We start from the raw sequence: 26789 nt of genomic DNA, 5'->3' as shown, positions 1-26789 counted from the left end.
GATGTTCGAACATCTACGGCGCCCTTGGAAGCGCATCATCGCCCCCATCGCCCGCGGCCTGGTCCATCTGGGCGTGAGTGCCAACGGCGTCACGATCATCGGAGCCGTAGGCACTACACTGGTCGCCATCGTGACCGGGTTCACCGGTCGGCTCCTGCCCGGGGCCATCGTCCTGGCTATTCTGGTGGCCTTCGATTCCCTTGATGGTTCCGTGGCCGCGCTGACCGGCGGGGGCACGCAGTTTGGAGGCTTCTTGGATTCCACCCTTGATCGGATAGCCGACTGGGCCGTCCTGACCGGAGTCATCATCTTTCTGCGTCGCCACGAATTGGCCTGGCTGGCTGATGGCAGCCACCAGGGTCCCGACATCTGGGCCCAGGCCGGCATGGCTGCTGCGCTCTTTGCCATCATGACCTCCTTCGTCACGTCCTACGCCCGGGCCCGGGCCGAGGCCGAGGGCTTCGAGGCCAAGAACGGCATCGCCACCAGGTCTGACCGACTGGTCATCATCCTGGTGGGCATGGCCCTGACGGGGGCCGGCCTGCCCCTGGCAGTGCTCAGCTGCTTCCTGGTCCTGCTGGCCCTCCTGGGCATCGTCACCGTTTGGCAGCGGATCAGCCACGTCGCCAAGGATATGAGCCGAAACCCGCAGCCCGCCAATCCCAACCACGAGTGAACCAATGCCGGACCGACTGCTCATCTTTCTTGCGCAGCACGCGCGCCTGGTGCCCGAGGGGCTCCTGCGCGGCCTCTTCCTGGCAGCAGCCGACCTTTGCTGGCTGCTGCGGGTGGGGGGCGTCAGACAGCTGGAGCGCAACCTGGCCCATGTCATGACAGAGGCCGACCACCACGTTCTAAGGCAGACCTCACGCAAGGGCATGCGCTCTTACTTTGTCTACTTCGTAGAGGCGCTGACCGTTGGTGCCCGCACCAAGGAGCAGCTGCTGGCACGCATACACGGTGGCGGCAGCGCCTACCCGGATCCAGCCAAGCGCGACATCGGGCTGCGCTCCCTGCCCATCGGCATGGGTCACCAGGGCAACTGGGACTACGCAGGCTTCTGGGCTTGTTCCACGGTCGGCCAGGTCACCACGGTGGCCGAGCGGCTGAGGGACCAGGGGATGCTCAACACCTTCGCGGACATCCGTCGCCGCTTGGGCATGAACATCCTACTGACCGGTGAGCCCGACATCACCGGCCGTCTGACAACCCTGTTGCGTAAGCCTGACCAGGTGGTGCCCCTGCTGGCCGACCGCGACCTGAGCCGCCGAGGCGTCTTCGTCAAGGCCTTCGACTCCTGGATTCGCGTGGCCGCAGGTCCTGCCGTCATTGCCCTGGATGCCCGTCTGCCCCTCTATACCGTGAATATGCACAGGGAAAAGCTGACGGGGGAGCGCCGGCGGCAGGCTAAGGCTCCCTACGGCTATGTCTGCCAGGTGGACGGGCCCATCGCCATCGAACCCTACCTGGACATGCCCCGGGAGCAGGCCATCAACGACCTGACCCAAGCCTGGGTGGACCAGTGGGCCCAGGGCATTCGCGAGCATCCCGAGGACTGGCACATGCTCCAGCCGATTTTCCTTGAGGATCTGGATCTTTCCCGGATGCACGACCTGCCGGACTTCATCCTGGCCCAGGCATCCAAGAACAAGGGAGGTGACGGGCATGAAGGCACCCGAGCAAAAACCTGAGCAGGAGACAGAGCGGGCCGCCATCAAGGCGCCCCTGCGGGTGGGTATCATCTCGCCCTACTCTTTCGAGACCCCAGGCGGCGTCCAACTGCACATCCGAGACTTCGCCAGACATCTTATGGACCGTGGCCACCAGGTGCAGGTACTGGCCCCGGGCCGGCGCACCCAGGACATGCCCCTCTGGGTGCATACCACCGGCTCCTCCTTTTCCATTCCCTACAACGGATCCGTGGCCAACCTGAGCTACTTTGGCGTGGCTGGCCACAAGACCCGGCAGTGGGTCAGGCAGGGCCACTTCGATATTCTGCACCTGCACGAGCCCGAGGTGCCCTCCCTGAGCCACAAGCCTCTGAGGCCCGGATTCATTCCCTGCCCCTATGTAGCCACCTTCCACGCGGCTTTCGATTCAACCCCGCTGGCTTTGAGGCTGACCAGGCGCTACCTGCGCCGATACCTGGCCAACATTAGCCAGGCCATCTTCGTCAGCCCCTCGGCCATGCAGAACGCCAAGAATCTGCTGGAGCCGGGCATACCCAGCCAAATCATTCCCAACGGCATCGAAACCGGAACCCTGCGCAATGCCCAGCCGCGCCCAGAATGGCAGGGGAGCGAGCGGCAGCCCACCATCGGATTCCTGGGAAGGATGAAGGAGGAACGCAAGGGGTTTAAAATCCTGGCCCAGGCCGCACCCGCCATACTACAGCGCGTGCCCGGAGCCCGCTTCCTTTGTGCTGGCGACGGCCAGACGGAGGCCCGGAAAATACTTGAGGCCGTCGATCCCGGACTGGCCCAGCACTTCACTTTCCTTGGTCGGATCAGCGACGAGGACAAGGCTGCCTTCTACCACAGCCTGGGCATGTATGTGGCCCCGCAGACCGGGGGGGAGAGCTTTGGCATCGTTCTTGTCGAGGCCATGGCTGCAGGATGCCCGGTGGTTGCCTCGGACCTTCCGGCCTTCAAGGATGTCTCCCAGAACGGCTATAGCGCGCGTCTGTTCGCCACCGGAGACCCCCAGGACTGCGCACGGGTGGTCCTGGACCTGCTGGACGACCGAGCCACGCGCCTGGATCTGGCCTCATGCGGAATGCGGCGGGCCTGTGACTATGACTGGGAACGGGTCACCGACCAGGTACTGGATGTCTACGCCCGTGCCCTGGCTGCCCGGCCTGATCATCGCCGTGGCCTGCTGGGCAGACTGGTGGGTCGTAAGGCTGGTTCTCCTTGCGATGAAGCCCCACGGAAGGGCTCCAAAACCCGTAAAATTGTCAAAGAGCGGAACTAGAATTCCATTCGTTTACGCATTCGTACCGTCAGGAGACATATGTCAGGGCATTCGAAGTGGGCGACCACCAAGCACAAGAAGGCAGCCATCGACGCCAAGCGTGGCAAGCTCTTCGCCAAGTTGATCAAGAACATCGAGATCGCTGCCCGAACCGGCGGCGGTGACCCCGACGGAAACCCCACCCTTTACGACGCCATCGTCAAGGCCAAGAAGTCCTCCGTGCCCGCAGACAACATTACCAGGGCCGTCAAGCGCGGCTCGGGCGAGGAGGCCGGAGCGGCCAACTACGAGACCATCGTCTACGAGGGCTATGCTCCCGCAGGCGTAGGGATCATCATTGAGTGCCTGACCGACAACCGCAACCGCGCGGCAGCCGAGGTCCGTTCCACCCTGACCAAGGGCGGCGGCTCCCTGGCACAGAACGGGTCGGTCAGCTTCAACTTCGAGCGCAAGGGACAGATCATCGTCCCTTCGCAGGGCCTGGACTACGACACGGTCTTCGAGAAGGCCGCCGAGGCCGGTGCCGAGGACGTACAGGACAACGGCGACAGCTACACCGTGCTGACTGCCCCTGGCGACATGGTCACCGTGCGCAAGGCACTGCAGGATGCAGGCATGGACTACGACTCCGCCGACCTGGTCCTCAACCCCAAGAGCGAGGTCACCCTGGACCTCGACTCCGCACGCAAGGTCTCCAAGTTGATCGACAATCTGGATGATCTGGACGACGTGCAGGAGATCTACAGCAACTGGACTGCGCCCGATGAGGTCATGGCCCAGTTGGACGACGAGTGATTTTATGATTGTTCTCGGCGTCGATCCGGGGCTCACCCGATGCGGCGTTGGCGTCATTGAAGCCGGTGCATCGCGCCGGCTTTCCTTTATTCATGTGGATGTCGTGCGCTCAGATCCCGAGCAGAGCCAGGACCTGCGGCTGCTGGCCATCTACCAGGGTCTGACTGCCGCCCTGGATCGTTTCAGCCCGGATGTGGTCTCCATCGAGCGGGTCTTTGCCCAATCCAATCACAACACCGTGCTAGGAACTGCACAGGCAGCCGGGTTGGCCATGCTGGGGGCGGCGCAGCGTGGCATTCCCGTAGCCCTGCACACACCCACCGAGGCCAAGATGGCCGTGACCGGCAACGGCCAGGCTGACAAGATCCAGGTGCAGCGGATGGTGACCCGCATCCTAGGGCTTAATCAGCTGCCTAAACCCGCTGATGCAGCCGACGCCCTGGCACAGGCCATCTGCCATGCCCTAAGACCTGCTGGGGCCATCCAGGGCGGGGAGCGCGAGGAGCATCTCACTCAGGCTCAGCGCCAGTGGGCTCAAGCCTCCGCAAAGTACGGCAAGCACCGAGGAGTCCAGCGAGACATGTAAGCTGATTCGAACAGGCGTTCGATTTCATCGAAGGGTGATCAAGTGCTGGCAATGTTGACCGGGCGGGTGGCCGCCATCGAAACGGGTTCTGCCGTCATCAACGTTTCGGGAGTGGGTTTCGAGGTTCATATGCCCCAGTCGGATCTAGCCGCTATGCGGGCCGAATCCACAGTCACCGTCTACACAGCATTGTCGCTGACCCAGGACGCGCTGACTCTGTACGGATTCCTCAGCCGCTCCTCCAAATCCCTCTTCGCTCAGCTGCAGAAGGTCAGCGGCATCGGACCGCGCGTGGCCCTGTCCATCCTCGCCACCCTGAACTCAGACCAACTGGCCCAGGCCGTGGCCGATGGCGATGCTGCTACCCTGTCCCGTGCGCCAGGCCTAGGCAAGAAGGGCGCTCAGAAGATCATCCTCGAGCTCTCCGGCAAACTGGATTTGGATGCTGGCACTGGTAGACAGGGGCCAGCACAGACTGACGATGGCGCCCATCAGGTGGTTGAGGGACTGATCTCCCTGGGCTGGCTCCAGCGTGATGCCGAGCAGGCCGTGGAGCAGACCTGCAGCGAGGGCGGCTACGCCCTGCCCCTGCAGTCGGCCGACATTCCCAAGGTGCTCAAGCAGTCTCTGACCCGGCTGGATCGGGGGCGCTGACCCATGGCTGACAAGCAAATATCCGTTGAGCGCTCGGGTACCCAGAACGGCGATGCCCAGGAGGAATCCCTGCGGATGGTCTCAGCCCGGCCCATTGAAGGCGAACCGGTCAGCGACGAGGAGCTGCGTCCTGAAACTCTGGAGGGATTCATCGGCCAGCCCCGGCTCAAAGCCCAGCTTGGCCTCTTTCTGAAGGCCGCCCGAAAGCGGGACGTGGCCCCCGATCACATCCTTCTGGCGGGCCCTCCCGGCTTGGGCAAAACCACTCTGGCTATGATCGTTGCCCACGAGCTGGAGGTGCCCATTCGCGTCACCTCAGGGCCTGCCGTTCAGCATGCCGGAGACCTAGCCTCTATCCTGAGCTCTTTAGAGGCAGGCGAGGTGCTTTTCATCGATGAGATCCACCGCCTGCCCAGGGCCGCCGAGGAGCTGCTCTACATCGCCATGGAAGATTTCCGAGTGGATGTCATGGTAGGCAAGGGCCCCGGAGCCTCCTCCATTCCGCTGACCCTGCCTAGGTTCACGGTTATCGGCGCCACAACCCGTGAAGGTATGCTGCCCTCGCCACTGAGAGCTCGTTTCGGCTTCACCGCTCATCTGGACTTCTACCCGGAGGAGGAGCTGGAGAAGCTGATTGAACGCTCAGCCAAGGTGCTGGGCATTGTCCTGCAGGATGACGCCGCTCATCAGCTGGCCCTGCGCTCCCGGGGTACGCCCAGGATCGCCAACCGCCTCCTGCGCCGCGTCCGCGACTGGGCCATAGTCCACGATCTTGACCAGGTAGGCCCCGCTGATGTCAAGGAGGCTCTGGCCCTCTACCAGATTGACTCCGAGGGACTGGATCGTCTTGATCTGGCAGTCCTCAAGGCCATTGTCAACAGTTTCGACGGCGGGCCCGTAGGCCTGAATAACCTGGCCGCCATGGTTGGCGAGGAAGCCGAGACAGTCGAAACAGTCTGCGAGCCCTACCTGGTGCGCGAGGGCTTCCTGGTACGCACCCCAAAGGGGCGTGTAGCCACTTCGAAGGCCTGGGAGCACCTGGGTCGGAAACCACCCGAGGATGTCATGAAGCTGTTCTAGACTGGTGTCTTCGCAGCAATGCACATCGTCGTTTGATGCCCGCCAAAGCAAGGAGTGAAAGCAACCATGGGATCCATGATTTTCATGATCGCCATCATCGCCCTGATGATCGCCATGATGTGGGGAAGCTCCCGCAAGAGCAAGCAGCAGCAGGCCGCCGTCCAGGACTTCCGTCAGTCCCTGCAACCCGGTGACGAAGTGGCCACAGCTTCCGGTCTTCTGGGCAAGATCGTCTCGGTGGATCTGGAGAAGGAGCAGGTGGTCATCGACTCCGAGGGTTCGCAGTCCCGCTGGCGCATCCAGGCCATCACCCAGCCGCCCATCGTCCCTGCCTACGTCCACGACGACGAGGTTGACGAAAACGGCAACCCCCTGCCCGAGCAGGATGACGATCAGTCCAAGGATGCGGATGCCCCCGTCTTGGTCACTGATGCCGATGGTAACGAAACCGCTTCCGACGATACCGCCGCGCAAGACTCTCAAGACTCTGATGAGGAATCCGATAAGGGTGAGCATAAGAATGCGGACGAATCCGGGTCGAATCCAGAGCAGAAGTCGGAAGGCGAATCAGACAAGACGGAGACTGCAGAGAAGTCCGATGACGCTGATGGATCGGAGGCATCCAAGGATTCTGAATCCTCGGATTCGACTTCAGCGAAATCCTGAATACTATCCGTGCGCCACACTTTCCGTCAGGCTGACTCTGACCGGAAACGAGGCACGCGTATGATGGCCTCGGCAACCACTTCCAAGGAGCAAGACAGAAAGAAGATCATGGCTCAATCGGACGATATCAAGGTTGGAGAGCTTAAGCAGGTTGGCGATGACGACGCCGCTTATCTGATCTCATTAATCCGTACCATTCCGGACTTTCCCAAGAAGGGGATCCTCTTCAGGGACTTCATCCCGGCCATGTCGGATCCCAGGGGATTGGCCATCATCCTTGATGCCATGAAGCGCACCCTGCCCGTGAAGCCAGAGGACTTCGACCTGGTAGCCGGACTTGAGGCCCGCGGCTTTCTTATTGGCCCCCAGTTGGCCAGCGATCTGGGCAAGGGCTTCCTGCCCATGCGCAAGGCCGGCAAGCTTCCAGAACCCACCTACAGCCAGGAATACGCCCTTGAATACGGCAATGCCCGCATCGAGATCGAACAGAACTGCTTGCAACCAGGTCAGCGAGTCCTGATCGTGGACGACCTTATCGCCACCGGAGGTTCCGCCCAAGCAGCTGCACGTCTAGTGGAGCAGGCCGGAGGCCAAGTGGCCGGATTCAGCTTCGTCATGGAACTCAACGGCCTCGATGGCCGCAAGGCCCTAGGTGCCTACCCGGTCACCTGCCTGATGAACATGCCTGCCTGAGCGCGATTAAAGGATCTTCATTATGGATTTGTATGAATACCAGGCCAGGCAGCTGCTCGCTGAGCATGGCATATCCCAGCCAAGGGCCGTCTATGCCTCAACCGCGGAAGAGGTCGGGCAAGCGGCCGATGTCATCGGCTATCCCTGCATGATCAAGGGTCAGGCCACCATCGGACACAGGGGACAGGCGGGAGCCGTCAAGCGAGCCGAGAATCACGAGCAGGCTGTGGCTCTGGCCGAAACCATCCTGCCTATGAACATCGACGGCCATCCGGTCAGCGGGATCCTGGTCACCGAAGCCCGCAACATTCTGCATGAGTACTACCTGTCCATTTCGGTGGACCGCACCTCCCGGGATTATGATGTCCTGGCCACGGCCAGCGGCGGGACCGAGGTGGAGACCATCGCCCGCGAGCACCCCGAATCCGTCCGGCGCCTGCACATCGGCCCCCTGGAGGATTTCGACAGACAGGCCGCCCGCACCATGGCCGAGCGCATCGGCTTCTACCATGCCGATCTGGATCAGGCTGCGCAGATTCTTCTGGGCATGTGGCACACCTTCCAGGACAGCGATGCAACCCTGGTCGAGATCAACCCCCTCGCCAAGGTGGGCGATCCCGACGACGAGGCTACCAAGCACCTGGATGCCCTCGATGCGAAGATTTCTCTAGATGGTAACGCAGCCTTCCGGCACGACGGCTGGAAGCGGTTCACGGACCCGGCGCAGGTCGATCCCTTGGAAGCCAAGGCCAAAGCAGCAGGCCTGCACTACGTCCATTTGGACGGCCAGGTGGGTGTTATCGGCAACGGCGCAGGACTGGTCATGAGCTCCTTGGATGCGATCGCCGGGTCAGGACGTCAGCAGGGCGTTCCTGTCGGACCGGCCAACTTCCTGGACATCGGCGGCGGCGCCTCTCCTGAGGTCATGCGCAGCAGCCTGGACGTGGTCCTCTCCGATCCTCAAGTCCGTTCGGTCATGGTCAACGTCTACGGAGGCATCACCTCCTGCCAACAGGTGGCCCAGGGCATCCTGGCCATCGTGGAAGCTGCAGGCAAGCAGGATCAGGAGGACGCCCGGCCTATCGTGGTTCGCTTCGACGGCAATGAGGCTGCTCAAGGGCTGGACCTGCTGGCCAAAGCCCAACAACCTAGGCTCAAGGTGGCCCGCACCATGGAGGAGGCGGCGGACCAGGCCGTGGCTCTGGCCGCTCAGGCAGGGAAGGAGACGGGACGATGACCCTCTTCATTGAAGACGGCGCCCCCGTCATGGTCCAGGGCATGACCGGTCATCAGGGCATGGTCCATACAGCCCGCATGATGGTGGCAGGCACCAATATTCTGGCCGGAGTCAACTCCCGCAAGGCCGGTATGACAATCAACTTCGATGATCCGGACGGCCAGACTCGTCATGTGCCTGTATACGCTGATTGTTCGGCAGCCCGACAGGCGACCGGGGCCAGCACTTCCGTGGTCTTCGTTCCGCCTAGATTCGCCAAGGATGCCATGGTCGAGGCCATCGAAGCCGGCATCACCTTGATCGTAGTCATTACCGAGGGAATTCCTGTGGCCGATACCGCTTACTGCGTGGCCCTTGCCAGGGAACGCGGCTGCCGCATCGTCGGCCCCAACTGCCCAGGACTGATGACCATGTCCGACCGGCCCAACGGTGTTGGCGTAGACTTGGGCATCATTCCGCAGGGCATCGCCGGTCGCGGCCCTCTGGGACTGGTCTCCAAGTCCGGCACCCTGACCTATCAGCTCATGGGGGAGCTGGCCCACATTGGCTTCACTGCCTGCCTGGGCGTCGGCGGCGATCCCATTGTGGGCACCACCATGCTAGAGGCGCTTCAGGCCTTCAACCGCGATCCTGAAACCAAGGCCTGCGTCATGATCGGCGAGATTGGCGGCTCAGCTGAGCAGGAGGCTGCCCACTGGGCCTCCACCCACATGACCAAGCCCATCGTGGCCTACATTGCCGGCTTCACCGCTCCTGAGGGCAAACAGATGGGTCACGCCGGAGCTATCATCTCGGGAGGCAAGGGCACAGCAGCAGACAAAAAGGAAGTGCTGGAGTCCGTCGGCATCAAAGTAGGCACCACGCCCGGCGAGACCGCCCAGCTGACCCGCGACCTGCTACGGGAGCATGCCATCATATGACCGACAGGGTGAAAGCATGGCTCCGGGGGGCTCTCGAGGCCTTTCTGGCCATGCTTATCTACACCGTCGCTCTCGGCGCCTGCATGGCCCTGCTCTTGCTCATCATCTCCATCGAGGAAGGCGGCCCTTCCCTGTCGATGGCCACCGTGGCCCTAACGGAAACCATCACCCTGCTCACCCAGGGCTGCGGGTTCACCGCTGGGGCTCTGACCCTGACCGTCATCCCCCTGTTGCTGACCGGTCTGCTGATTTGGATAATCCGCTCACTAGTCGGTCGACTAGGCATGTCCGTCGGCGGCTGCTTCGTCGGCCTTGTCGTTTGGACGTTGTTCAGCCTCATCCTCATGCAGGGCAGCCAGACCATCCAGATTGATACCACCCTGGTTATTCTTTTGCGGACCAGCCTGGTCTTCCTGTTGGGCTACGGCTGGGCCTGGGTGCGCTCCGAGCCATTCCGTCAGACCTTCGCCAAACGCTTCAAAGAGGCCTTGCCGGTCCAAGCCCGCAGAACCATTCGGCTTGGCCTCACAACGGGTTTGATGCTCTTGGCTGCCATGCTGGTCGCTGGCCTAATCACCCTGATCGTCTGGATCATTGTCTACCACGGAGACGTAGGCCGCCTGTTCAAACTGACGCGTATGGGCGCCGCCTCGGCTGTAACGACCAGTTTGGCTTCCATGGCTTGGCTGCCCAATCTGATCATCTGGGCTGCCTCCTGGCTCTTCGGAGACGGTTTTACCATCGGCCAGCTGGCGACCTTCACCCTCTGGTCCGGCCACGCCTCAAGTCTGCCGTCGCTGCCCCTCTTTGGACTCTTCCCAGAGCCGGTCTCCCGGCAAGAGGTTCGTCTGCTCCTGCTCAATCTGCCTCTGCTGGCTGGAGTGGTTGCTGGCATTCTGCTGCTCACCGGACCATGGGGAGTCAGAATCCACGATGTTGTGCGCCAAGCAGGACTGAAGTCCCTTGATACCGCAGTCTGCTTCCTTACATCAACACTGGCCATGGCCATGACCTGGTTGGTCACCGTGATTGGTCTGGCTCTGCTTTTCCAACTCTCCAACGGGGCTCTTGGCCAGCAGCGGCTGGCCGGGGTAGGAGTGCCCGTAGCCTCCTCTCTGCGCATGATCGGAACCTCTCTGGGGGTCGGCCTGCTAAGCGTATGGCTGTTGGCCCTCATCATCGCTGCCCTGATAAGCATAAAGGACGCCCTGATCGCCTATATACGCCAAGCGGATGCCAAAAAGACTTCTGCCAATGCGGATAACAAGGAACAGCAAAATCAATCACGCGGTCAGGAGGGAAAGGAACCCAAGGCAACCGACCGGCCAGACACACCACGACAGGTCTCGTCCACCCGCAGACCAGGCAAGTAGATCCGAGGATGGCAGGGCGCCTCGGCATTCAAGCAAAGGAGTAGGAGTTTCCATGGTCACCACGAATCGAACCATTAACCGAGCGCTGGTCTCGGTCTACCACAAGCAGGGGCTTGAGGCCCTGGCATCGGCCTTCCGTCAGGCAGGCACCGAGGTCGTCTCCACTGGCAGCACCGCAAAGAAGCTGCAGGACCTGGGCGTCCAGGTCACCCCAGTGGAAGAGGTCACCGGTTTTCCCGAGAGCCTAGATGGCCGGGTCAAAACCCTGGATCCGCACATCCACGCCGGGCTGCTCGCCGACATGACCAACCCTGATCATGCCCAGCAACTCAAGGATCTGGGCATAGCCCCCTTCGACCTGCTGGTGGTCAATCTCTATCCTTTCGAACAGACTGTCCTTGAGGGGGCCGATGCGGGCCAGTGCCTGGAGCGCATCGACATCGGTGGTCCTGCCATGATCCGAGCCGCTGCCAAGAACCATGCCAGCGTAGCCGTGGTCACGGATCCAGCCGACTACGCCCTGGCTGCCGAGCGGATCGCCTCTGGCGCCGGTTTCAGCCAGGCCGAACGCGGACGTCTGGCTGCGAAAGCCTTCGCCCTGACTGCTTCCTATGACGCGGCCATAGCTGAGTGGACAGCACGTACCTGGGTTGACGACAAGCAGGATAAGGCCGAAGATCAAGGTCCGACCCAGATGCTTACTCGCACATGGCGTCTGGCCAACAAGCTGCGCTATGGGGAAAATCCCCACCAGAAGGCCGCTCTCTACCTGGACCCGCTGGACCGGGACGGCTTCGCCGCAGCAAGGCATCTGGGCGGGGCCAAGGAAATGAGCTACAACAACTATGTGGACGCGGACGCCGCCTGGCGCTCGGTCTGGGATTTTCCCGACCTGCCCGCAGTTGCCGTAGTCAAGCACTCCAACCCTTGCGGTCTGGCCGTGGGTGAGGACATCGCACAGGCCCATCGCCGTGCACACGCATGCGATCCCATGAGCGCCTATGGCGGGGTCATCGCCGCCAACCGCACGGTCACCGTGGCCATGGCCCAGCAGATCAAGCCGGTCTTCACCGAGGTGATCGTGGCGCCAGGCTATGAGCCCGAGGCCCTGAACCTGCTGAGAACCAAGAAGAACCTGCGCATTCTGTCTGTGGAACGCCGTCCGCGTCAACGCCCAGTCATCCGTCCCATCGACGGGGGAACCCTGGTGCAGACGCCCGACCTGATCGATGCCCCGGGAGACAATCCCTCCACCTGGCAGCTGGTCTCAGGCAACCCCGCTGACCAGGCGACCATGGATGATCTGACCTTCGCCTGGCGAGCCATCCGCTCCGTCAAGTCCAACGCCGTGCTTCTGGCCAATCAAGGAGCCACTGTGGGCATCGGCATGGGCCAGGTCAACAGGGTGGACTCCAGTCATCTGGCAGTCGAGCGGGCCAACACCCTGGACGAGGGCCGCAACCGTGCCAAAGGTTCAGTGGCTGCATCCGACGCCTTCTTCCCCTTCGCAGACGGGCTGGAGTATCTGATCCAGGCTGGTATCAGGGCAGTGGTGCAGCCGGGAGGATCCATCCGTGACCCCGAGGTCATCAAGGCTGCTCAGGAAGCCAATCTGACCATGTATCTGACCGGGACCCGCCATTTCTTCCACTGACGAATCCGGGTCTTGCGGCCGGATGACGTCCTGGTAAAAGATTCTTGACCGTGTGCTATCAACCGGTGTTATGCTGTATGAACTACACAGCGAAGACGCTGGCTGGAAGTCAACGAATCTAAGGAGATATAGTGACCTACCAGACTGTAAATCCCTACACTAATGAATTGGTCAAAACTTACCCGGATGCCACTGACGAGGACCTGGAGAATGCCCTGGCCTGTGGCAATGACCTCTACAAGACCTGGCGCAAGCAGAAGGGAGCTGGTGACCGTCCCGCACAGCTGCGTCAGGTGGCCAGGCTCTTCCGTCAGGATGAAGAGGCCCTGGCAGCCAACCTGACCAGAGACATGGGCAAGCTGGCGGGCGAGGCTCTCGCCGAGGTAGAGCTGTGCGCGAATATCGCTGACTACTTCGCGGACCATGCCGAGGAGCTGCTGGCTCCCGTTCCCTTGGACAACCCCGCTGGCAAGGCCTACTACATCAAGCAAGCCACGGGCATCGTGTTCATGGTGGAGCCCTGGAATTTCCCCTACTACCAGATCATGCGCGTGTTCGCCCCCAACTTCATTCTGGGCAACCCCATGATCCTTAAGCACGCATCCAACGTGCCAGGCTCGGCTGTAGCCTTCCAGGACACCGTGATCAAGGCAGGAGCCCCTGAGGGGAGCCTGACCAATCTCTTCGTCAACTATGACCAGGTCGATCGCGCCATCGCCGATCCCCGCGTCTCAGGCGTGGCCCTGACGGGATCGGAGCGCGGCGGAGCCTCTGTAGCCAAGTCGGCAGGAGCCAATCTGAAGAAGTCCTCCATGGAGCTGGGCGGCAACGACGTATTCATCATCCTGGATGATGCTGATTGGGATCTCCTAAAGAAGGTGGCCCCAGGTGCCAGGCTGATGAACGCTGGCCAGGTCTGCACCTCCTCCAAGCGCTTCATCGTCATGGAAGATCAATACGACGATTTCGTCTCGCTCATGGTCGATGCCTTCTCGCATACGGTTCTAGGCGATCCCAACAATCCCCACACCACGCTGGCCCCCATGTGCATGGTCTCCGCCCGTGACAACCTGGCCAAGCAGGTCGAACAGGCTGTGGCTGCGGGAGCCAAAGTCGCTTACGGCAACAGGCCCTACGATTCGCCAGGGGCCTTCTTCACCCCGACGATTCTGACGGACATCGACCGCGACAACCCTGCCTACAACCAGGAGATGTTCGGTCCCGTGGCATCCATTTACAAGGTGGTTAACGAAGATGAGGCCATTGAGCTAGCCAATGACTCCAGCTATGGTCTGGGCGGCGTGGTTTTCTCCCAGGACGCCGACCATGCGGATGCCCTGGCCCGTCGCATCGAGACCGGCATGACCTTCATCAACGGCGGATGGGTGACCATGCCCGAACTGCCCTTCGGCGGTGTCAAGAACTCAGGCTATGGCCGCGAGCTCTACAGCCTGGGCTTCGACACCTTCGCCAATGAGCATCTGATCTTCGATCACAGCAACTGATCAGACTGCTGCGACTCCTTGTTGAAATAGCGACTGTGCCGTCATCGTCCAAGGGCGATGACGGCACAGTCGCATTACGCCAGCAGCACTGGTAGGCTCGAACCGGCAGCGCGAGTGCAGTGGCAGATGGAGGTCATTGGGTATGCAAAAGGTGGGGAGTATGGCTGGCACAGATAAGGCCGTTAGCCAGGACAAACCTGATTCCGACACTTCGAATTCTGCCTGCGAGCCTCCACAGCCCCCCAAGATATCCGGTCAAGGCCATCCCTTCGTCTCAGAGGCTCATGAGGGTCGTCCTATCTGCGAAGGCATCATCTTTATGGTGGTGCTGATCGCCGCGCTTGTTGCCTTCTGCGGATACACCTGGGCCGCGACTGGACTGGTGTCCATCGCAGCCCTGGCGTGCGGTGCCCTGCGTCTGATTCTTAAGGATCGTAGTCCCTGGAAAGTACGGTCAGTGCCCTTCGATACCTTCATCAGCATCAGCCTGGGCATTGGCCTTCTGGTCACCTATACCAGCATTCAGCTGATGCTGTGACTCCGGCCAGACTACTCAGCCTTCCGTAGGCTTGTCAGTGGATGAATCGTCAGCGTCTTCTTTTTCGGGAGCAGTGTGAACGGGCTCGGCCTGAAGATCTGGAATGGTTCCTGCATCGGCAGGGGCAGCAGCATTTCTATCAGCGTCTACATGCTGGCCAGCATCGTCATCGGGCAGAGCCGATAGATCGACAGTTTGAGCGGTGTTGTCTACAGGGGCAACCGAGGCGGCAACATCAGCAGCGGGAGTTTGAACCGAAGAAGAAGATGCTTGATCCGATTGATCCTGAGCCTGGACACCTACGGCAGCAAAGGCGTCAGCCTGCGCTTCTACGCCCGGCTGTGCATCTGGCTGAGCATCAATAGCGATGCCCACGGTATGCATAGTCATATCGTTGGTGACGATGCTGGTCATGATGATGACCAAGGCCACCAAGGAGGCAGCCAGCAGGGGGCAGATCCAGAAGAGCCAGAGCTGGGAGATCGGGCTGACAGCCATGTGCTTGGACTGGGCGAAGATGGCGATGCCAGTGGAGCGAGCTGGGTTCAGTCCCGAGCAGGTGATGGGGTAGGTGACCAGCACGCCGACGCCATAGGCCAACCCGGTATAGAGAGCATGGTTGCGACGGGCGCGGCCGTCGGAGCGCAGGGTGGTGATGGCCGCAGCCACCACGATTATGCAACCGATCAGCTCAACTACAATGGCCATAGGCGCCCCGAAGTCGATGTGCTGCTGGCGCAGGGCGGCTGCAGCGGGCGAACCTTCTGAAAAACCGTTGACCGAGAGCATGAGCCAGTTCTTGTCCGGGAAGGACTTGCTGACAGGAATAAGAGCCACTGCGAGCGCACCAGCACCAATAGCGCCGATCACCTGGGCGACGATGTAGATCAGCCCGTCCACGATGCCGATCTGCGAGGTGAACATGGCGGCCACGGTCACGGCAGGGTTGAAGTGTCCACCGGAGACGCTGCCCAGCACGGCTGTCACAACCAGGTACGCCAAGGCGGTTCCCAGAACCGGCAGCACTACGCTGGGCTGACCCATGACCAGCTGGCCGAAGCTGTAGGACAAGTAGATGACCGCACATATCAGGAAGGTGCCCGCCAATTCTGCAGCTGCCCGAATCCAACGAATATCACGAGGCTTGATCTGCCTGCGGACTGGCTTTCCGGCAACCTGCCCGTCGGCCTGCTCAAAAACTGGCTCAGAGTTTGTTTCCATAGTCATGTTCCCCCTTTACAATCCCTCCGACGACGATAAACAAGAACAGCTTCCAGCCTAGGCCATACCAGCAACACTTCCCTAGGCTCCGATATAGTATAATGTGACCTTTCGGCGGCTGCGGCCGACCAGAACGTCATCCGTTGCATATCTATCAGGCCACGTTGGGAGAACGATGCCACATCCATACACACAGGCGATCAGAGCGCGCGAACAAGGGGAGGAGGGCATCCGCCTCCAAAAGGTGCTGGCCCAGGCCGGATTCGGCTCTCGTCGCAAATGCGAGCAGATCATCACCCAGGGCAGGGTCGAGGTCGACGGCGAGCTAGTCACCACGCTGGGCAGCCGGGTGGACCCCTCCCGCCAGCAGATCCGGGTGGATGGATCCCGCATCCATCTGAACGACAAGCATGTCACACTGGCCCTGAACAAGCCCCGCAAGGTCCTATCGACCATGGACGACCCCAAGGGCCGGTTCACCCTGCGCGACATCATCGGGGACCGCTACGAGCGAGTCTTCCACATGGGCAGGCTGGACTATGACTCCGAGGGCCTGATCCTCATGACCGACGACGGGGAGCTGGCTCAGCACGTCATGCACCCGCGCTACGAGGTGGAGAAGACCTATATAGCCACGCTCAGCGGCCACATTGGCGGCAACGTCTGCCGACGGCTGGTCACCCAGGGAGTCGAGTTGGACGACGGCCTGATTCGCTTGGACCATTGCGCCATCATCGACCACAACCGTGAGCACACCATCGTCAAGGTGGTCCTGCACTCGGGCAAGAACCGGATAGTCCGGCGCATCTTCGGCGCCATCGGCTACCCGGTGACCCGGCTGGTGCGCACCCAGATCGGCCCCATCCGACTGGGCGAGATTCGTCCTGGCTCCTACCGGGTCCTCTCCGCCGCCGAGATCAAGGCACTGGATAAGGAGGTCGGACTGTGATCACTGTCGCCATCGATGGCCCTGCAGGAGTGGGCAAGTCCTCCACCTCGCGTGCCCTGGCCAAGCATTTCGGACTGGCCTATCTGGACACGGGCGCCATGTACCGGGCGGTCACCCTCTGGTGCATGAACCGCGGACTAGACCTGAACGCAGACCAGCCCGACCAGAAGGCGATCACCGAGGCCGTGGCCGATTCCATCACCGGGGGCCACCTGGTCATGGGTCTGGACCCTGAACATCCCAGAGTCAGCCTGGATGACCGTGATGTGGATGAAGAGATACGCTCTACCAGGGTCTCCGAGCACGTCTCTGTGGTCTCTTCGATTCCAGCCGTGCGACGGGTTCTGATCGCTGCTCAGCGGGCCATCATGGACGACCAGGAGCGCGGCGTAGTGGCCGAGGGACGGGACATCACCACCGTGGTGGCCCCTGATGCCCAGGTCCGTGTGCTGCTGACAGCCCGTGAGGAGGTCCGTCAGGCCCGCCGCAGCGGCCAGGCCCAGGCCGGGTCAGCCGGCGCCGAGGATCTGGCTGCCCGGGATGCCCGGGATTCCAAGGTCACCTCCTTCATGAGCGCTGCTGACGGGGTGACCACCGTGGACAACTCCGATCTGACCTTCGAGCAAACCCTGCAGGTCCTGATCGATCTGGTCTCCTCGGCTATGGAGGAGGACTCCTACGACCAGTACGCCCGCAACCTGGACGACTATGAGCTGGACGAGGAGGACCGTGCCCTGCTGGAGGGCGGCTCCGAGAACCAAGATGACCAGGATCAAGGCCCCAAAGCCGTAGGCGTGCTGGCCGTGGTGGGAAGGCCCAACGTGGGCAAGTCCACCCTGGTCAACAGGATTCTCGGACGCCGCGCTGCCGTGGTCGAGGACACCCCAGGCGTGACTCGGGATCGCGTCAGCTACGAGGCCGAGTGGGCCGGCACCCAATTCAAGCTGGTGGACACCGGGGGCTGGGAGAGCGATGTGGAGGGCATCGAATCCGCCATCGCCTCCCAGGCACAGGTCGCCGTATCCCTGGCTGATGCCGTCATTCTGGTCGTGGATGGCCAGGTGGGGCTGACCGCCAGCGACGAGCGGATCGTCACCATGCTGCGGGCCGCGGGTAAGCCGGTCGTCCTGGCCGTCAACAAGCTGGATGACCGGATGGCCGACTACACCGCCTCCGAATTCTGGAAGCTGGGCCTGGGCGAACCCTATGCCATCTCCGCCATGCACGGCCGGGGGATAGGTGACCTGCTGGATGCCGCGCTGGAACAGCTCAGCAAGGCTGAGAAAACCTCGGGATTCCTCACCCCGAAGGGGCTGCGTCGGGTGGCCCTGGTCGGCCGGCCCAACGTGGGCAAGTCCTCCCTGCTCAACCAGCTGGCCCACGAGGAGCGGGCCGTGGTCCACGATGTGGCCGGCACCACCAGAGATCCGGTCGACGAGGTGGTCCAAGTGGACGGCGAGGATTGGCTCTTCATCGACACCGCCGGCATCAAGCGCCGCCTGCACAAGATCTCGGGTGCCGAGTACTACTCCAGCCTGCGCACCCAGGCGGCCATCGAACGCTCGGAACTGGCGCTGATCCTCTTCGATGCCTCCCAACCCATCGCCGACCAGGACTTGAAGGTCATGAGCCAGGCTGTGGATGCGGGCCGGGCCATCGTCCTGGTCTTCAACAAGTGGGATCTGCTGGACGACTTCGGCCGTCAGCGTCTTGAGCGGCTCTGGCAGACCGAATTCGACCGGGTCACCTGGGCCGAGCGGGTCAACCTGTCTGCCAAGACCGGCTGGCACACCAACCGGCTGGCCAAGGCCATGCGCACTGCTCTGGAATCATGGGACAAGCGCATACCGACTGGCAAGCTCAACTCCTTCCTGGGCAAGGTTCAGGCCGCGCACCCGCATCCCTTGCGAGGCGGCAAGCAGCCGAGGATTCTCTTCGCGACCCAGGCCTCAACCAGGCCGCCGCGTTTCGTGATCTTCGCCACCGGCTTCCTGGAACACGGCTATCGCCGCTATTTGGAGCGCTGCCTGCGCGAGGAGTTCGGCTTCGCGGGCACGCCCATTCAGATCTCCGTGCATATCCGCGAGAAGAAGAAGCGCAAGTGAAAATGGCCCCTGGCCTGGCTCTTTAGTCGGCACAGGGACCTTTCCATAACCCTGCAGACCGGGCGTAGCACCTTGACCCTCTTCATTCCAGTCGGAACGCAATGCAAACTTGGCTGACGGGGTTTGTATTTATCCCGCAGCTTAGATTTTATTAATTAACTTTGGGGACACCTAAAGAAGGTCTTTGCGCCATTACTAAATGCAATAATTCCGAGTCTGTAGATTGAGTAGGGAAAATATGAAATATAAAAACATATCGCTATTAACTCAAGCAAATGCAGACCTGATCGCCAGAAAATGGCATTACAGCGATACTTATAGTTTTTATGATATGGAAAATGATCCAGAGGATTTTGAAGAAATAATCACTCCAAAATTGCGTGGAGATAAGTATTATCAGGTTTTGAATGATAAAGATGAACTGGTTGGTTATTTTTGCTTGGAAAGGTTATCAGAGCAAAAAGTGGAAGTCGGTTTAGGATTGAGACCGGATTTAACCGGACGAGGGCTGGGATTAAATTTCGTTACAGAGATCGAAGCATTTATACAGAATAATTCCAATTACAGAATAATAGTTCTATCAGTGGCAAGCTTCAATAAACGTGCAATTAAAGTTTATCAGAGAGCAGGATTTAAAATAGAAGACTCTAAACTGCAGAAATCGAACGATGGCGTATATGAATTCATAAATTTAAGCAAAACTGTGAATGGCTACTAAGAAAGCAAGAACTTTCCTGGGATCTAAACTGACTATAATATAGCTATGCAAGTTCAAGCGGGTAAACGTGCGGGGGATTGCTGGGCGTGCAGCCAGTCATTATTTTATATAGATGAGAAGGATATCGGGGATGCTCTTACATCCCCGGTTGAAGTGCATTAGCTTTTATCTCTGGTTTCCATGAAATACAGGGTTTGTGAGGTGTCTGTTATTACAGTTTCTAGGGAGAGAGCAGATGCCTGTCCAGACTGTTGCAGCTTGGCTAGTGAAATAATGCTGATAATGAAAGACTGTGCTGCCGGGTACTTGATTTGATCTAAATCAGCTCCGAATCCTTCAACGAATTCAGGAAGTTCTTACTTGTATCCTGATCTGTCATTCACAGTCCCCTTTAGCTCACGCATTGCCTACATGAACTAACGGTGGTAGACAGGTTCTCCCTGCCCGGCATACTTTCTGCCAGCGTATGAACCATAGGCAAGAATGAGTACAAGAGCGATTGCCAGAGCGGTTCCACAGATCCAATAGAGCCTGACTCCGCTATAAGCCAGGGCAGACAGGATCATGACCACGCCCAGAATCATGAAGAGCACCCCGCCAAACCGCTGACAACGGCGCCAAGCCTCGCGGCTGGAGAAGGCACCTGGCACCCGAAAACCGCTGATGCCATTGGGCCTGATTTTAGGAGCAAGATTGCTGATGACTATGAGAGTCAGACCAGTCAATAGCATGGCAACCTTATCAATGCCGAAATCCGTCGGCCACCGTCCCCAATGAGGATCAGCGGAAGCTAATTCGAACAGATCTAAAACCGCGAAAATAATCTGCATGCATAGCCCACCCAGAAGAAAAACGGTCAAAGTATGTCCCGCTTCATCACCACGTTTAATCAAATATGCACGCAGGACGAGCATGAGGATGGTCCAAATCAGCGCAATGACCAGACAGAAGCAGGGCATCCAAACCAGCTCCTGGGGGGAGCCCCAGCGATCCACCTGGTTCTGTGCATTCCAATGAAGCGGGACGTTTTCATTCGGCAGACGATTGACTACTATGCTGCTTACGCCCAGCATGATTATCCCCGGTAACCACTGAGCCGCGACAAGGGTCGGGACGAACCGACCCGCTTTACTTCCATCCGCCATGAGAGTCTCCTTAGGATTCAGAAACTGCCGTCGAACCAGTTTCCTTGCTCACAGTCCGCGGCTCGGGCAGACTTCTCTTGTCGCTGGCGCTGGTCCGCAGGCGGTAGAGCCACTGAATAGTGCTGTCCAGCACACTCAGATTGAGTTCGTAGATGACCCTGGTGCCCTGCTTGTGGCCGACAATCAGGTCTGCTTCTTTCAACTTCCGCAGATGATAGGACAGCTTGGATGGCGTCATTCCCAGTTTTTTGGCCAGGCGTCCCGCCTCCATGCCGCCCTGCTCCAAAAGATCCAGCACACCACGACGCAGGGGATCAGCCAGAGCCGCTGTTGTTTCTTGAATAGCCATAAGTCTCCTTTTTCAATGATTTTCTCTAGTATTTGCATGCTAACATTGTTTCAACCAATATTGTATATCTTCTTTAACTTTTATGCGCTTTTCACTCACTGAGCGCAAAATAATTGACAACCGCTTGGATTGAAGCCTCATGTGGCAACATTAGACTGTTGAGCATACCTACTTTTTAATCCCAAGGCTTATCGGGGAAGACTGCGACTCTAAGATGCTCGACCGTACCTGATCTGTGGTGATGCTAATATAAATAACTTCGACGAATAGGAGAACATGCAGCGTGGGCGACGATAGAACAAAAGTCAACATTGGCAAGGCCGCCATCTTCGATCTCGACGGCACGCTTCTGGATTCTATGGGAGTCTGGAAGGAAATCGACCAACGATTCTTTGCTCGCCGCAACATCCCTATGCCGGACGACTACGCATCTGTAGTGGCATCCATGCAGACCGGTGCCATCGCCAGATACACCATCGACCGCTTCCACCTTGACGAGCGCCCAGAAGATCTTGTGGAAGAGTGGAACGAGGATGCACTCCTGCTCTACGCCACAGCTGTGCAGCCCAAACCACATGCACTTGATTACCTGCAAGCGCTAAAAGCCAGCGGTGCCGCCCTGGCTGTGGCAACCAGCCTCCCTCCGCGCCTGCGACAGGCTGCTCTGAAGCACGCTGGCATGACCGATTATTTCGACCAGGTCTGCAGCGTGGATGATGCCAAAAGCATCGGCAAGGAGGAACCAGAAATCTATCTGTTGGCTTCGCGGATGCTGGGCGTCGCGCCTGACCACTGCACAGTGTTCGAGGATCTTCTGGTCGCCGTCGATTCGGCCAAGCGCGCTGGTATGAAGGTCTGGGCCATGTACGACCAGTCTTCGGCCAAGGATTGGGACTCCATTCGCTCTGAGGCCGATGGCGCTATCACTGATTTCGCCCAGGCGCCTGCCATCCTCTGACTCGCTCCGCACCGGCTGGAGCCAGCTGTTACCATGGAAAGTGTCAAGCAGTTTGGTGGAGGCGTTATGGGCAATTCAGGCAGGATAAATGCCGGTTGCTCAAAGTGGCTGTACTCACGTTTGCTCGCTCGTCTGGGAGTACAGAATTGGTGGCCGGCAGAGACCGACTTCGAAATGATGATCGGAGCGGTGCTGGTCCAACATACAGCCTGGGGAAACGCGGCCATGTCCATCGAGCAGTTGCGCACGGCCGATCTGCTCAATCCCTGCAACATGGCCGACGTCGACCTGGCAAGACTGACGAACTTGATCAGATCAAGCGGCTTCATGAAGGCCAAGGCACGCACCTGCAAAGCCCTGGCTCAGTGGCTGCTGGCTCATGGCATCCGTACGGCCGATGTTGAGGACTGCACGGATGAAGGCCTGCGTGACGACCTGCTCACCATTGCCGGGGTTGGACGCGAGACGGCGGACGTCATACGGCTCTATGCCTTCGGCCAGCGCTGCTTCATCTGGGACGCCTACGCACGCCGGATGCTGGACGGTCTGGGGTGGGCCTCCTTGCGGTCATACCAAGAGGGTGAAGAGTACGAGGCGGATTTTATTCGGGTTGATCAATGGCCACTGAACGATCTGCGCGAATACCACGGGCTGATCGTCCAAGCAGGCAAAAACCATCGCAATCCCCAAGCCTATGCCGCCTTCCTTAAGGAACTTGGCAGTCCTGAAAGCTCTTCCAAGTGAGTTGATTTCTTGTGGTTCGGCCGAGTCACAAGACATATGACGGCACACCTATACGGCACCTATATATGGTTGCATCTTGTGACCGTATTCCCGCGTAACAATCTTGTCCCCACCTCGGTGAATCGCGCACAAAAGGTATTGACTTGACTTCAAGCGGATTGAACTCCGTAGACTATGTTTCATCCGCATACTTGGCAGGCAAATACGCCAGGTAGTGAAGAATGGGGAGCAGGAGCATGAAGGCAGCAAAGTTTGTAAAGCCGGGCCGCATCGAGCTGGAGGAAGCACCGATGCCGAATATCGAAAAGCCTGGAGATGCCGTGATTCGGATCGTCCGTGCCTGCGTGTGCGGATCCGACCTGTGGTGGTACCGGGGTATTTCCTCAATGCCCTCAGGCAGTCATGTAGGGCACGAGGCCATCGGCCTGGTCGAAAAGGTGGGCTCGGATGTCACTCATGTCAAGCCAGGGGACTTTGTCATAGCGCCTTTCACTCATGGCTGCGGGCACTGCGCAGCCTGCAGGGCTGGCTTCGACGGTGACTGTTTTGATCCGGACAGGCGGGGGAGCGGCGGCTACCAGAGCGAGTATCTGCGATTCACCAATGCGGACTGGGCCTTGGTGAAGATTCCAGGCCAACCTGAGGACTACAGCGACGACATGCTGGACTCTCTGCTGACCCTCTCCGACGTGATGGCCACCGGTTATCATGCAGCCGCAACAGCCCAGGTCAAAGAAGGCGACACAGTCGTGGTCATGGGCGATGGAGCGGTGGGTCTGTGCGGAGTCATAGCAGCCAAGCTGCGCGGGGCCGAACGCATCATTGCCATGAGCCGGCATGAGGACCGCCAAAGGTTAGCTAGTGAATTCGGTGCCACTGACATCGTGGCTGAACGCGGCGACGCTGCTGTGGAGCAGGTCATGGCCCTCACCGACGGAGGCGGAGCCGATGCGGTCCTGGAATGCGTGGGCACTGAACTGTCCACAGATACCGCCGTCAGGGTGGCTCGGCCCGGCGCAGTGGTCGGCCGGGTCGGCGTACCGCAGCAGACCACCATGGACACCTCTAAGCTGTTCTGGCGCAATGTTGGGCTGCGAGGGGGCACGGCCGCAGTCACCACATATGACAGGCATCTGCTGCTTGATCAGGTGCTCAAGGGCAACATCCAGCCAGGCAAGGTCTTCACCCAGCGCTTTGCCTTGGATCACATCCAGGAGGCCTATGAGGCCATGGACCAGCGCACCGCCATCAAATCCCTGCTGCTTGTCAGCGAATGAGGCTGCTGCAGTAATCAGCTGATCCCCGCCGCTACTGACTTTGCCAGTGGCGGCGCGTAAGCATAGCTGCCCGAGCGTGTCGGTCATTTCGAAAAATCAGGCCGTGTCAGGGATAATTCAGGGTAAATCAGGGTATTTCATCCCTTCTTTCGCTGATATCAATGGAATTGACTGTTGACGACAAGGATGACCGTCATACAGGGTCAAGCGACGAACGAGGGTACATGACATCTGCGAGGCGAATCAGCATTACTGAGCGTAGATGCCTCGGTCTGGAAGGTCGTCGATGATCATCCAAGGGAAAGATGCAACTATGAATGACCCCAGCGTGAGCGTGAGCAGAGGCCCGACACCGACAATTGAAGCTACGGGGCTGTCCATGGTGGTCTCCCCGCGCCGCGGCGATTCACTGACCATTCTCAATGACATCGCATTCACTGCCTATCCGGGGGAGATGACCGGCATCATAGGGCCGTCAGGCAGCGGCAAATCGACGCTGCTGTACTGCCTTGCTGGGCTGGAGAAGGCCTCTAGCGGCACTGTGCTTCTGCTGGGCAAGGACATAACCCATCTGGGGCTGTCGTCCATGACCAAGTTCAGACGCCAGCATCTAGGCTTCGTATTCCAGTCCTACAACCTGATCACCAGCATGACAGTCGAGCAGAATCTGGCTTTGCCATTCACCCTTCGTGGAACCCGCTTCCCCAGAAAGACGGCGGATTCTCTCTTGAAGTACTTTGGCCTGATCGATCAGAAAAAGAAAAGCGTCACCCTGCTGTCTGGCGGCGAGCAGCAACGTGTTGCCCTGGCCCGGGTCCTGTTATCCGACGCAGATGTGGTATTCGCGGACGAGCCAACTGGCGCCCTGGATCAGGAATCCGGAGAAAAGGTCATATCGGTGCTGAAGGAACTTGCCAACCACGAAAAGAAAACCATCGTTTTGGTGACGCATAACAATGAGGTGGCAGGCCAGTGCGATCGGCTTTTTGCCGTGCGCGATGGCCGCATCAGCCAGTCATTCTCTGCGAAAGCGCCCATGGCATGAGAGGCGCTCTGTCCGAACTCAAAGCAGCGCCCAAGGTCTGGAGCGCCGTCTTGCTGGCCATGGTCGTATCCCAGACTGTCATCTGTTCCCTCATTGCGGTCGCCGCAATCATTGATCAGGACTATCAGGGCCCGGAGCAGGAACTTGGATCCTCATACACTGGTCCCGCCTTAGCATTCAGCGTGATCATCACCGTAGCTGTGCTGCTATGGGTCATGAACTCAGCACTGAATCAACGACGGCATCAACTGGCGCTCATGGTTTTACAAGGCGCTCTGCCTTGGCAACTGCTGGCCTGGAATCTGCTGATAGTCATAGGATTATTCATCCTGTCTATTGCAGCCACCTGCCTTTTGCTGCCAGTGATTACGCCCTTGATCTTCGCCATGGTGACAAATCCACTCGATTTTCATTTGACGTATGCCAGCAGCCACCTGTTCAATTCGCTGGGCAAAGGCCTCGCTTTCAGCGCTGCGCCCATCTTCATAAGCACCCTGTTGACTATCCGTTCGCTCTCGAAAATACGACCAATGGAAGCACTCAGGCAATCCCAAAATCCGCCAAAGCGGATAGGCGTCTTCCGCTTCCTTCTGGGGACCATATGCTTGATTGGCGCGGGCTGCATGCTGCTGATTCCAGCTTTTACACTTGCAACTAACCCTCGTGCCAGTCAGATGAGCAGCGATGCCGTTCCAGATCAGATGACGGTATTTCTTGCCTTCGCCATGGGCGGCATGTTCCTCCTGATATTCTCGCTGGCGGCTTTCGCGCCATACCTCCTGCCCGGCTTCACGGCGATATGGACGCGTATTGTGGCGTTGCCATCCAGAACCTGGAGGCTGGCAGGCCAGCAGGCTGTCGGCAGCATACAGCGCCAGGGAGCGGCGATCATCCCGATGACTGCAGGTCTGTCATTGCTGATGACCGTCAGCGGAGGGTTAAGCACGATGATCACCACCATGCAAGTCGCTTTGCCCCCCACACCAGACAGCACCATTCCGGCGACCGCAGACATGTTTGCGAGTCTCTTGGCGCTCACTGGACCGCCACTGATCATCGCGATAACAGGTGCAATTGCAGGCACCTTGATCACTTCCAAAGGCAGAGGACTTGATCTGGCGCTGACCTACGTATCAGGTGCTGGAATCGGCCAGCTCAGAGTATTGGGCGCACTTGACGGCATCATCACTATGATTACCAGCACACTGTTCTCCCTGGTCATCACCTTGCTCTGCACCTCATCCCTTACCTTCATGCTCTCGCGCTTCATGGGCAAAGCACAGATGAGCGTGCAATGGGGCGCTTGGATCGTAGTGGTGCTCATCGCATCCGTGCTTGGTGCCGCAGCCACAGGAATCCAAGCTCTGACCACCAGATTCGAGAACTCTGTCAGCGTCATATCGCATGCCATAGGCGAGTAATAAAGTCCTGCTGTATGCACCCGAATACATATTTGAGCCAAGCAAAGCCTGCCGACATCTGCCATTCCCTCATGCCTCTTGTTAAATAAATTAAGTCGGGTATATGCAGAGCTTGGCTTGATGGATTTAATTGTTAGGTAGGTGCAACTGTGAGCACTTGATGGTTTCCCGCCAATACAGGTA

General features: G+C 59.4%; 26 protein-coding genes. 23 read left to right on the top strand and 3 right to left on the bottom strand.

The genetic code is table 11. The features are described 5' to 3' along the window. Position 1 precedes the first annotated feature (1 nt). The 15 genes from pgsA (at position 2) to DKK75_RS08330 (ending at position 14674) form a co-directional block, all read left to right on the top strand. Positions 2-676: a phosphatidylinositol phosphate synthase gene (pgsA, locus tag DKK75_RS03615; protein ID WP_110452087.1), complete on the top strand. Its 675-nt coding sequence runs from the start codon at positions 2-4 to the stop codon at positions 674-676. A 4-nt stretch (positions 677-680) separates the two neighbouring features. Then, positions 681-1691 (top strand): phosphatidylinositol mannoside acyltransferase, encoded by a 1011-nt coding sequence (locus tag DKK75_RS03610; RefSeq protein ID WP_110452086.1) that lies wholly within the window; start codon positions 681-683, stop codon positions 1689-1691. Then, complete coding sequence (locus DKK75_RS03605; protein ID WP_110452085.1) at positions 1666-2973, top strand: glycosyltransferase family 4 protein; 1308 nt, start codon at positions 1666-1668, stop codon at positions 2971-2973. Before DKK75_RS03610 ends, DKK75_RS03605 begins: the two co-directional genes overlap by 26 nt. A 39-nt stretch (positions 2974-3012) precedes the next feature. Continuing rightward, on the top strand, positions 3013-3768 hold the full coding sequence (locus tag DKK75_RS03600) for a YebC/PmpR family DNA-binding transcriptional regulator (RefSeq protein WP_110452084.1): 756 nt from the start codon (positions 3013-3015) through the stop codon (positions 3766-3768). 4 nt (positions 3769-3772) lie between these two features. Then, on the top strand, positions 3773-4354 hold the full coding sequence (gene ruvC, locus DKK75_RS03595) for a crossover junction endodeoxyribonuclease RuvC (RefSeq protein ID WP_110452083.1): 582 nt from the start codon (positions 3773-3775) through the stop codon (positions 4352-4354). Positions 4355-4396: 42 nt separating this feature from the next. Beyond that, complete coding sequence (ruvA, locus tag DKK75_RS03590; protein ID WP_110452082.1) at positions 4397-5008, top strand: Holliday junction branch migration protein RuvA; 612 nt, start codon at positions 4397-4399, stop codon at positions 5006-5008. A 3-nt stretch (positions 5009-5011) separates the two neighbouring features. After that, on the top strand, positions 5012-6088 hold the full coding sequence (gene ruvB / locus DKK75_RS03585) for a Holliday junction branch migration DNA helicase RuvB (RefSeq protein WP_110452081.1): 1077 nt from the start codon (positions 5012-5014) through the stop codon (positions 6086-6088). A gap of 66 nt (positions 6089-6154) precedes the next feature. After that, a complete protein-coding gene (locus tag DKK75_RS03580; RefSeq protein ID WP_110452080.1) occupies positions 6155-6754 on the top strand; it encodes a preprotein translocase subunit YajC in 600 nt (199 codons plus the stop codon). Positions 6755-6862: 108 nt separating this feature from the next. Then, the gene (locus tag DKK75_RS03575) at positions 6863-7447 is read left to right on the top strand and encodes an adenine phosphoribosyltransferase (protein WP_110452295.1); all 585 of its coding nucleotides are present in this window, start codon (positions 6863-6865) and stop codon (positions 7445-7447) included. A gap of 22 nt (positions 7448-7469) precedes the next feature. Then, positions 7470-8684, top strand: coding sequence for an ADP-forming succinate--CoA ligase subunit beta (gene sucC / locus DKK75_RS03570; RefSeq protein WP_110452079.1), 1215 nt, complete (start codon positions 7470-7472; stop codon positions 8682-8684). Further along, positions 8681-9604 (top strand): succinate--CoA ligase subunit alpha, encoded by a 924-nt coding sequence (sucD, locus tag DKK75_RS03565; RefSeq protein ID WP_110452078.1) that lies wholly within the window; start codon positions 8681-8683, stop codon positions 9602-9604. The genes sucC and sucD overlap by 4 nt, the downstream gene beginning before the upstream one ends. Further along, entirely contained in the window at positions 9601-10977 is a 1377-nt protein-coding gene (locus DKK75_RS03560) for a cell division protein PerM (RefSeq protein WP_110452077.1), read from the top strand. Before sucD ends, DKK75_RS03560 begins: the two co-directional genes overlap by 4 nt. A gap of 52 nt (positions 10978-11029) precedes the next feature. After that, complete coding sequence (gene purH / locus DKK75_RS03555) at positions 11030-12631, top strand: bifunctional phosphoribosylaminoimidazolecarboxamide formyltransferase/IMP cyclohydrolase (protein WP_110452076.1); 1602 nt, start codon at positions 11030-11032, stop codon at positions 12629-12631. A gap of 131 nt (positions 12632-12762) precedes the next feature. Next, the gene (locus DKK75_RS03550; RefSeq protein ID WP_110452075.1) at positions 12763-14136 is read left to right on the top strand and encodes an NAD-dependent succinate-semialdehyde dehydrogenase; all 1374 of its coding nucleotides are present in this window, start codon (positions 12763-12765) and stop codon (positions 14134-14136) included. A gap of 160 nt (positions 14137-14296) precedes the next feature. Further along, a complete protein-coding gene (locus tag DKK75_RS08330) occupies positions 14297-14674 on the top strand; it encodes a DUF3017 domain-containing protein (RefSeq protein ID WP_309146213.1) in 378 nt (125 codons plus the stop codon). Between the two features lie 15 nt (positions 14675-14689). Here DKK75_RS08330 and DKK75_RS03540 read toward each other — a convergent pair whose 3' ends face one another. After that, the gene (locus DKK75_RS03540) at positions 14690-15901 is read right to left on the bottom strand and encodes an MIP/aquaporin family protein (RefSeq protein ID WP_110452074.1); all 1212 of its coding nucleotides are present in this window, start codon (positions 15899-15901) and stop codon (positions 14690-14692) included. Positions 15902-16070: 169 nt separating this feature from the next. Between DKK75_RS03540 and DKK75_RS03535 the strand changes: the two genes are divergently transcribed. From DKK75_RS03535 to DKK75_RS03525, 3 genes are all read left to right on the top strand, one after another. Next, on the top strand, positions 16071-16844 hold the full coding sequence (locus DKK75_RS03535; protein ID WP_015021805.1) for a pseudouridine synthase: 774 nt from the start codon (positions 16071-16073) through the stop codon (positions 16842-16844). Then, a complete protein-coding gene (der, locus tag DKK75_RS03530; RefSeq protein ID WP_110452073.1) occupies positions 16841-18949 on the top strand; it encodes a bifunctional cytidylate kinase/GTPase Der in 2109 nt (702 codons plus the stop codon). The genes DKK75_RS03535 and der overlap by 4 nt, the downstream gene beginning before the upstream one ends. A gap of 238 nt (positions 18950-19187) precedes the next feature. After that, entirely contained in the window at positions 19188-19667 is a 480-nt protein-coding gene (locus DKK75_RS03525) for a GNAT family N-acetyltransferase (RefSeq protein ID WP_110452072.1), read from the top strand. Positions 19668-20083: 416 nt separating this feature from the next. Here DKK75_RS03525 and DKK75_RS03520 read toward each other — a convergent pair whose 3' ends face one another. Together DKK75_RS03520 and DKK75_RS03515 are read right to left on the bottom strand one after the other, a co-directional pair. After that, complete coding sequence (locus tag DKK75_RS03520; protein ID WP_110452071.1) at positions 20084-20812, bottom strand: SdpI family protein; 729 nt, start codon at positions 20810-20812, stop codon at positions 20084-20086. A gap of 10 nt (positions 20813-20822) precedes the next feature. After that, positions 20823-21161: a metalloregulator ArsR/SmtB family transcription factor gene (locus DKK75_RS03515; RefSeq protein WP_110452070.1), complete on the bottom strand. Its 339-nt coding sequence runs from the start codon at positions 21159-21161 to the stop codon at positions 20823-20825. Between the two features lie 310 nt (positions 21162-21471). Here DKK75_RS03515 and DKK75_RS03510 point away from each other — a divergent pair, with 310 nt between their 5' ends. From DKK75_RS03510 to DKK75_RS03490, 5 genes are all read left to right on the top strand, one after another. Beyond that, positions 21472-22119 carry an HAD family hydrolase gene (locus tag DKK75_RS03510; protein ID WP_181414466.1) on the top strand — a complete coding sequence of 216 codons (648 nt, stop codon included), beginning with the start codon at positions 21472-21474 and terminating at the stop codon, positions 22117-22119. A 174-nt stretch (positions 22120-22293) separates the two neighbouring features. Beyond that, positions 22294-22863, top strand: a complete 570-nt coding sequence (locus DKK75_RS03505) for a DNA repair protein (RefSeq protein ID WP_219997308.1) — start codon at positions 22294-22296, stop codon at positions 22861-22863. A 236-nt stretch (positions 22864-23099) separates the two neighbouring features. Then, positions 23100-24140 carry a zinc-dependent alcohol dehydrogenase family protein gene (locus DKK75_RS03500; protein WP_110452067.1) on the top strand — a complete coding sequence of 347 codons (1041 nt, stop codon included), beginning with the start codon at positions 23100-23102 and terminating at the stop codon, positions 24138-24140. A gap of 328 nt (positions 24141-24468) precedes the next feature. Beyond that, positions 24469-25185, top strand: a complete 717-nt coding sequence (locus DKK75_RS03495; protein WP_258333140.1) for an ABC transporter ATP-binding protein — start codon at positions 24469-24471, stop codon at positions 25183-25185. Between the two features lie 50 nt (positions 25186-25235). Beyond that, positions 25236-26606: a hypothetical protein gene (locus DKK75_RS03490; RefSeq protein ID WP_146208608.1), complete on the top strand. Its 1371-nt coding sequence runs from the start codon at positions 25236-25238 to the stop codon at positions 26604-26606. Positions 26607-26789: the final 183 nt, after the last annotated feature.

Source organism: Bifidobacterium asteroides (genome assembly GCF_003202695.1).
Taxonomy (GTDB): domain Bacteria; phylum Actinomycetota; class Actinomycetes; order Actinomycetales; family Bifidobacteriaceae; genus Bombiscardovia; species Bombiscardovia asteroides_G.
The sequence above is the reverse complement of the archived record's forward strand: the minus strand, read 5'-3'. Positions and strand labels throughout refer to the sequence as shown.

What these genes read in the sequence shown, in the direction of transcription:
- DKK75_RS03575 (WP_110452295.1), top strand. Translation starts at nt 6,863, where the DNA reads ATGGCTCAATCGGACGATATCAAGGTTGGAGAGCTTAAGCAGGTTGGC.
- DKK75_RS03540 (WP_110452074.1), bottom strand. Translation starts at nt 15,901, where the DNA reads ATGACTATGGAAACAAACTCTGAGCCAGTTTTTGAGCAGGCCGACGGG.
- ruvC (WP_110452083.1), top strand. Translation starts at nt 3,773, where the DNA reads ATGATTGTTCTCGGCGTCGATCCGGGGCTCACCCGATGCGGCGTTGGC.
- DKK75_RS03600 (WP_110452084.1), top strand. Translation starts at nt 3,013, where the DNA reads ATGTCAGGGCATTCGAAGTGGGCGACCACCAAGCACAAGAAGGCAGCC.
- DKK75_RS03560 (WP_110452077.1), top strand. Translation starts at nt 9,601, where the DNA reads ATGACCGACAGGGTGAAAGCATGGCTCCGGGGGGCTCTCGAGGCCTTT.
- DKK75_RS03515 (WP_110452070.1), bottom strand. Translation starts at nt 21,161, where the DNA reads ATGGCTATTCAAGAAACAACAGCGGCTCTGGCTGATCCCCTGCGTCGT.
- pgsA (WP_110452087.1), top strand. Translation starts at nt 2, where the DNA reads ATGTTCGAACATCTACGGCGCCCTTGGAAGCGCATCATCGCCCCCATC.
- DKK75_RS03610 (WP_110452086.1), top strand. Translation starts at nt 681, where the DNA reads ATGCCGGACCGACTGCTCATCTTTCTTGCGCAGCACGCGCGCCTGGTG.
- DKK75_RS03580 (WP_110452080.1), top strand. Translation starts at nt 6,155, where the DNA reads ATGGGATCCATGATTTTCATGATCGCCATCATCGCCCTGATGATCGCC.
- DKK75_RS03525 (WP_110452072.1), top strand. Translation starts at nt 19,188, where the DNA reads ATGAAATATAAAAACATATCGCTATTAACTCAAGCAAATGCAGACCTG.
- DKK75_RS08330 (WP_309146213.1), top strand. Translation starts at nt 14,297, where the DNA reads ATGGCTGGCACAGATAAGGCCGTTAGCCAGGACAAACCTGATTCCGAC.
- ruvB (WP_110452081.1), top strand. Translation starts at nt 5,012, where the DNA reads ATGGCTGACAAGCAAATATCCGTTGAGCGCTCGGGTACCCAGAACGGC.
- DKK75_RS03505 (WP_219997308.1), top strand. Translation starts at nt 22,294, where the DNA reads ATGATGATCGGAGCGGTGCTGGTCCAACATACAGCCTGGGGAAACGCG.
- purH (WP_110452076.1), top strand. Translation starts at nt 11,030, where the DNA reads ATGGTCACCACGAATCGAACCATTAACCGAGCGCTGGTCTCGGTCTAC.
- sucC (WP_110452079.1), top strand. Translation starts at nt 7,470, where the DNA reads ATGGATTTGTATGAATACCAGGCCAGGCAGCTGCTCGCTGAGCATGGC.
- DKK75_RS03500 (WP_110452067.1), top strand. Translation starts at nt 23,100, where the DNA reads ATGAAGGCAGCAAAGTTTGTAAAGCCGGGCCGCATCGAGCTGGAGGAA.
- DKK75_RS03520 (WP_110452071.1), bottom strand. Translation starts at nt 20,812, where the DNA reads ATGGCGGATGGAAGTAAAGCGGGTCGGTTCGTCCCGACCCTTGTCGCG.
- DKK75_RS03605 (WP_110452085.1), top strand. Translation starts at nt 1,666, where the DNA reads ATGAAGGCACCCGAGCAAAAACCTGAGCAGGAGACAGAGCGGGCCGCC.
- DKK75_RS03535 (WP_015021805.1), top strand. Translation starts at nt 16,071, where the DNA reads ATGCCACATCCATACACACAGGCGATCAGAGCGCGCGAACAAGGGGAG.
- sucD (WP_110452078.1), top strand. Translation starts at nt 8,681, where the DNA reads ATGACCCTCTTCATTGAAGACGGCGCCCCCGTCATGGTCCAGGGCATG.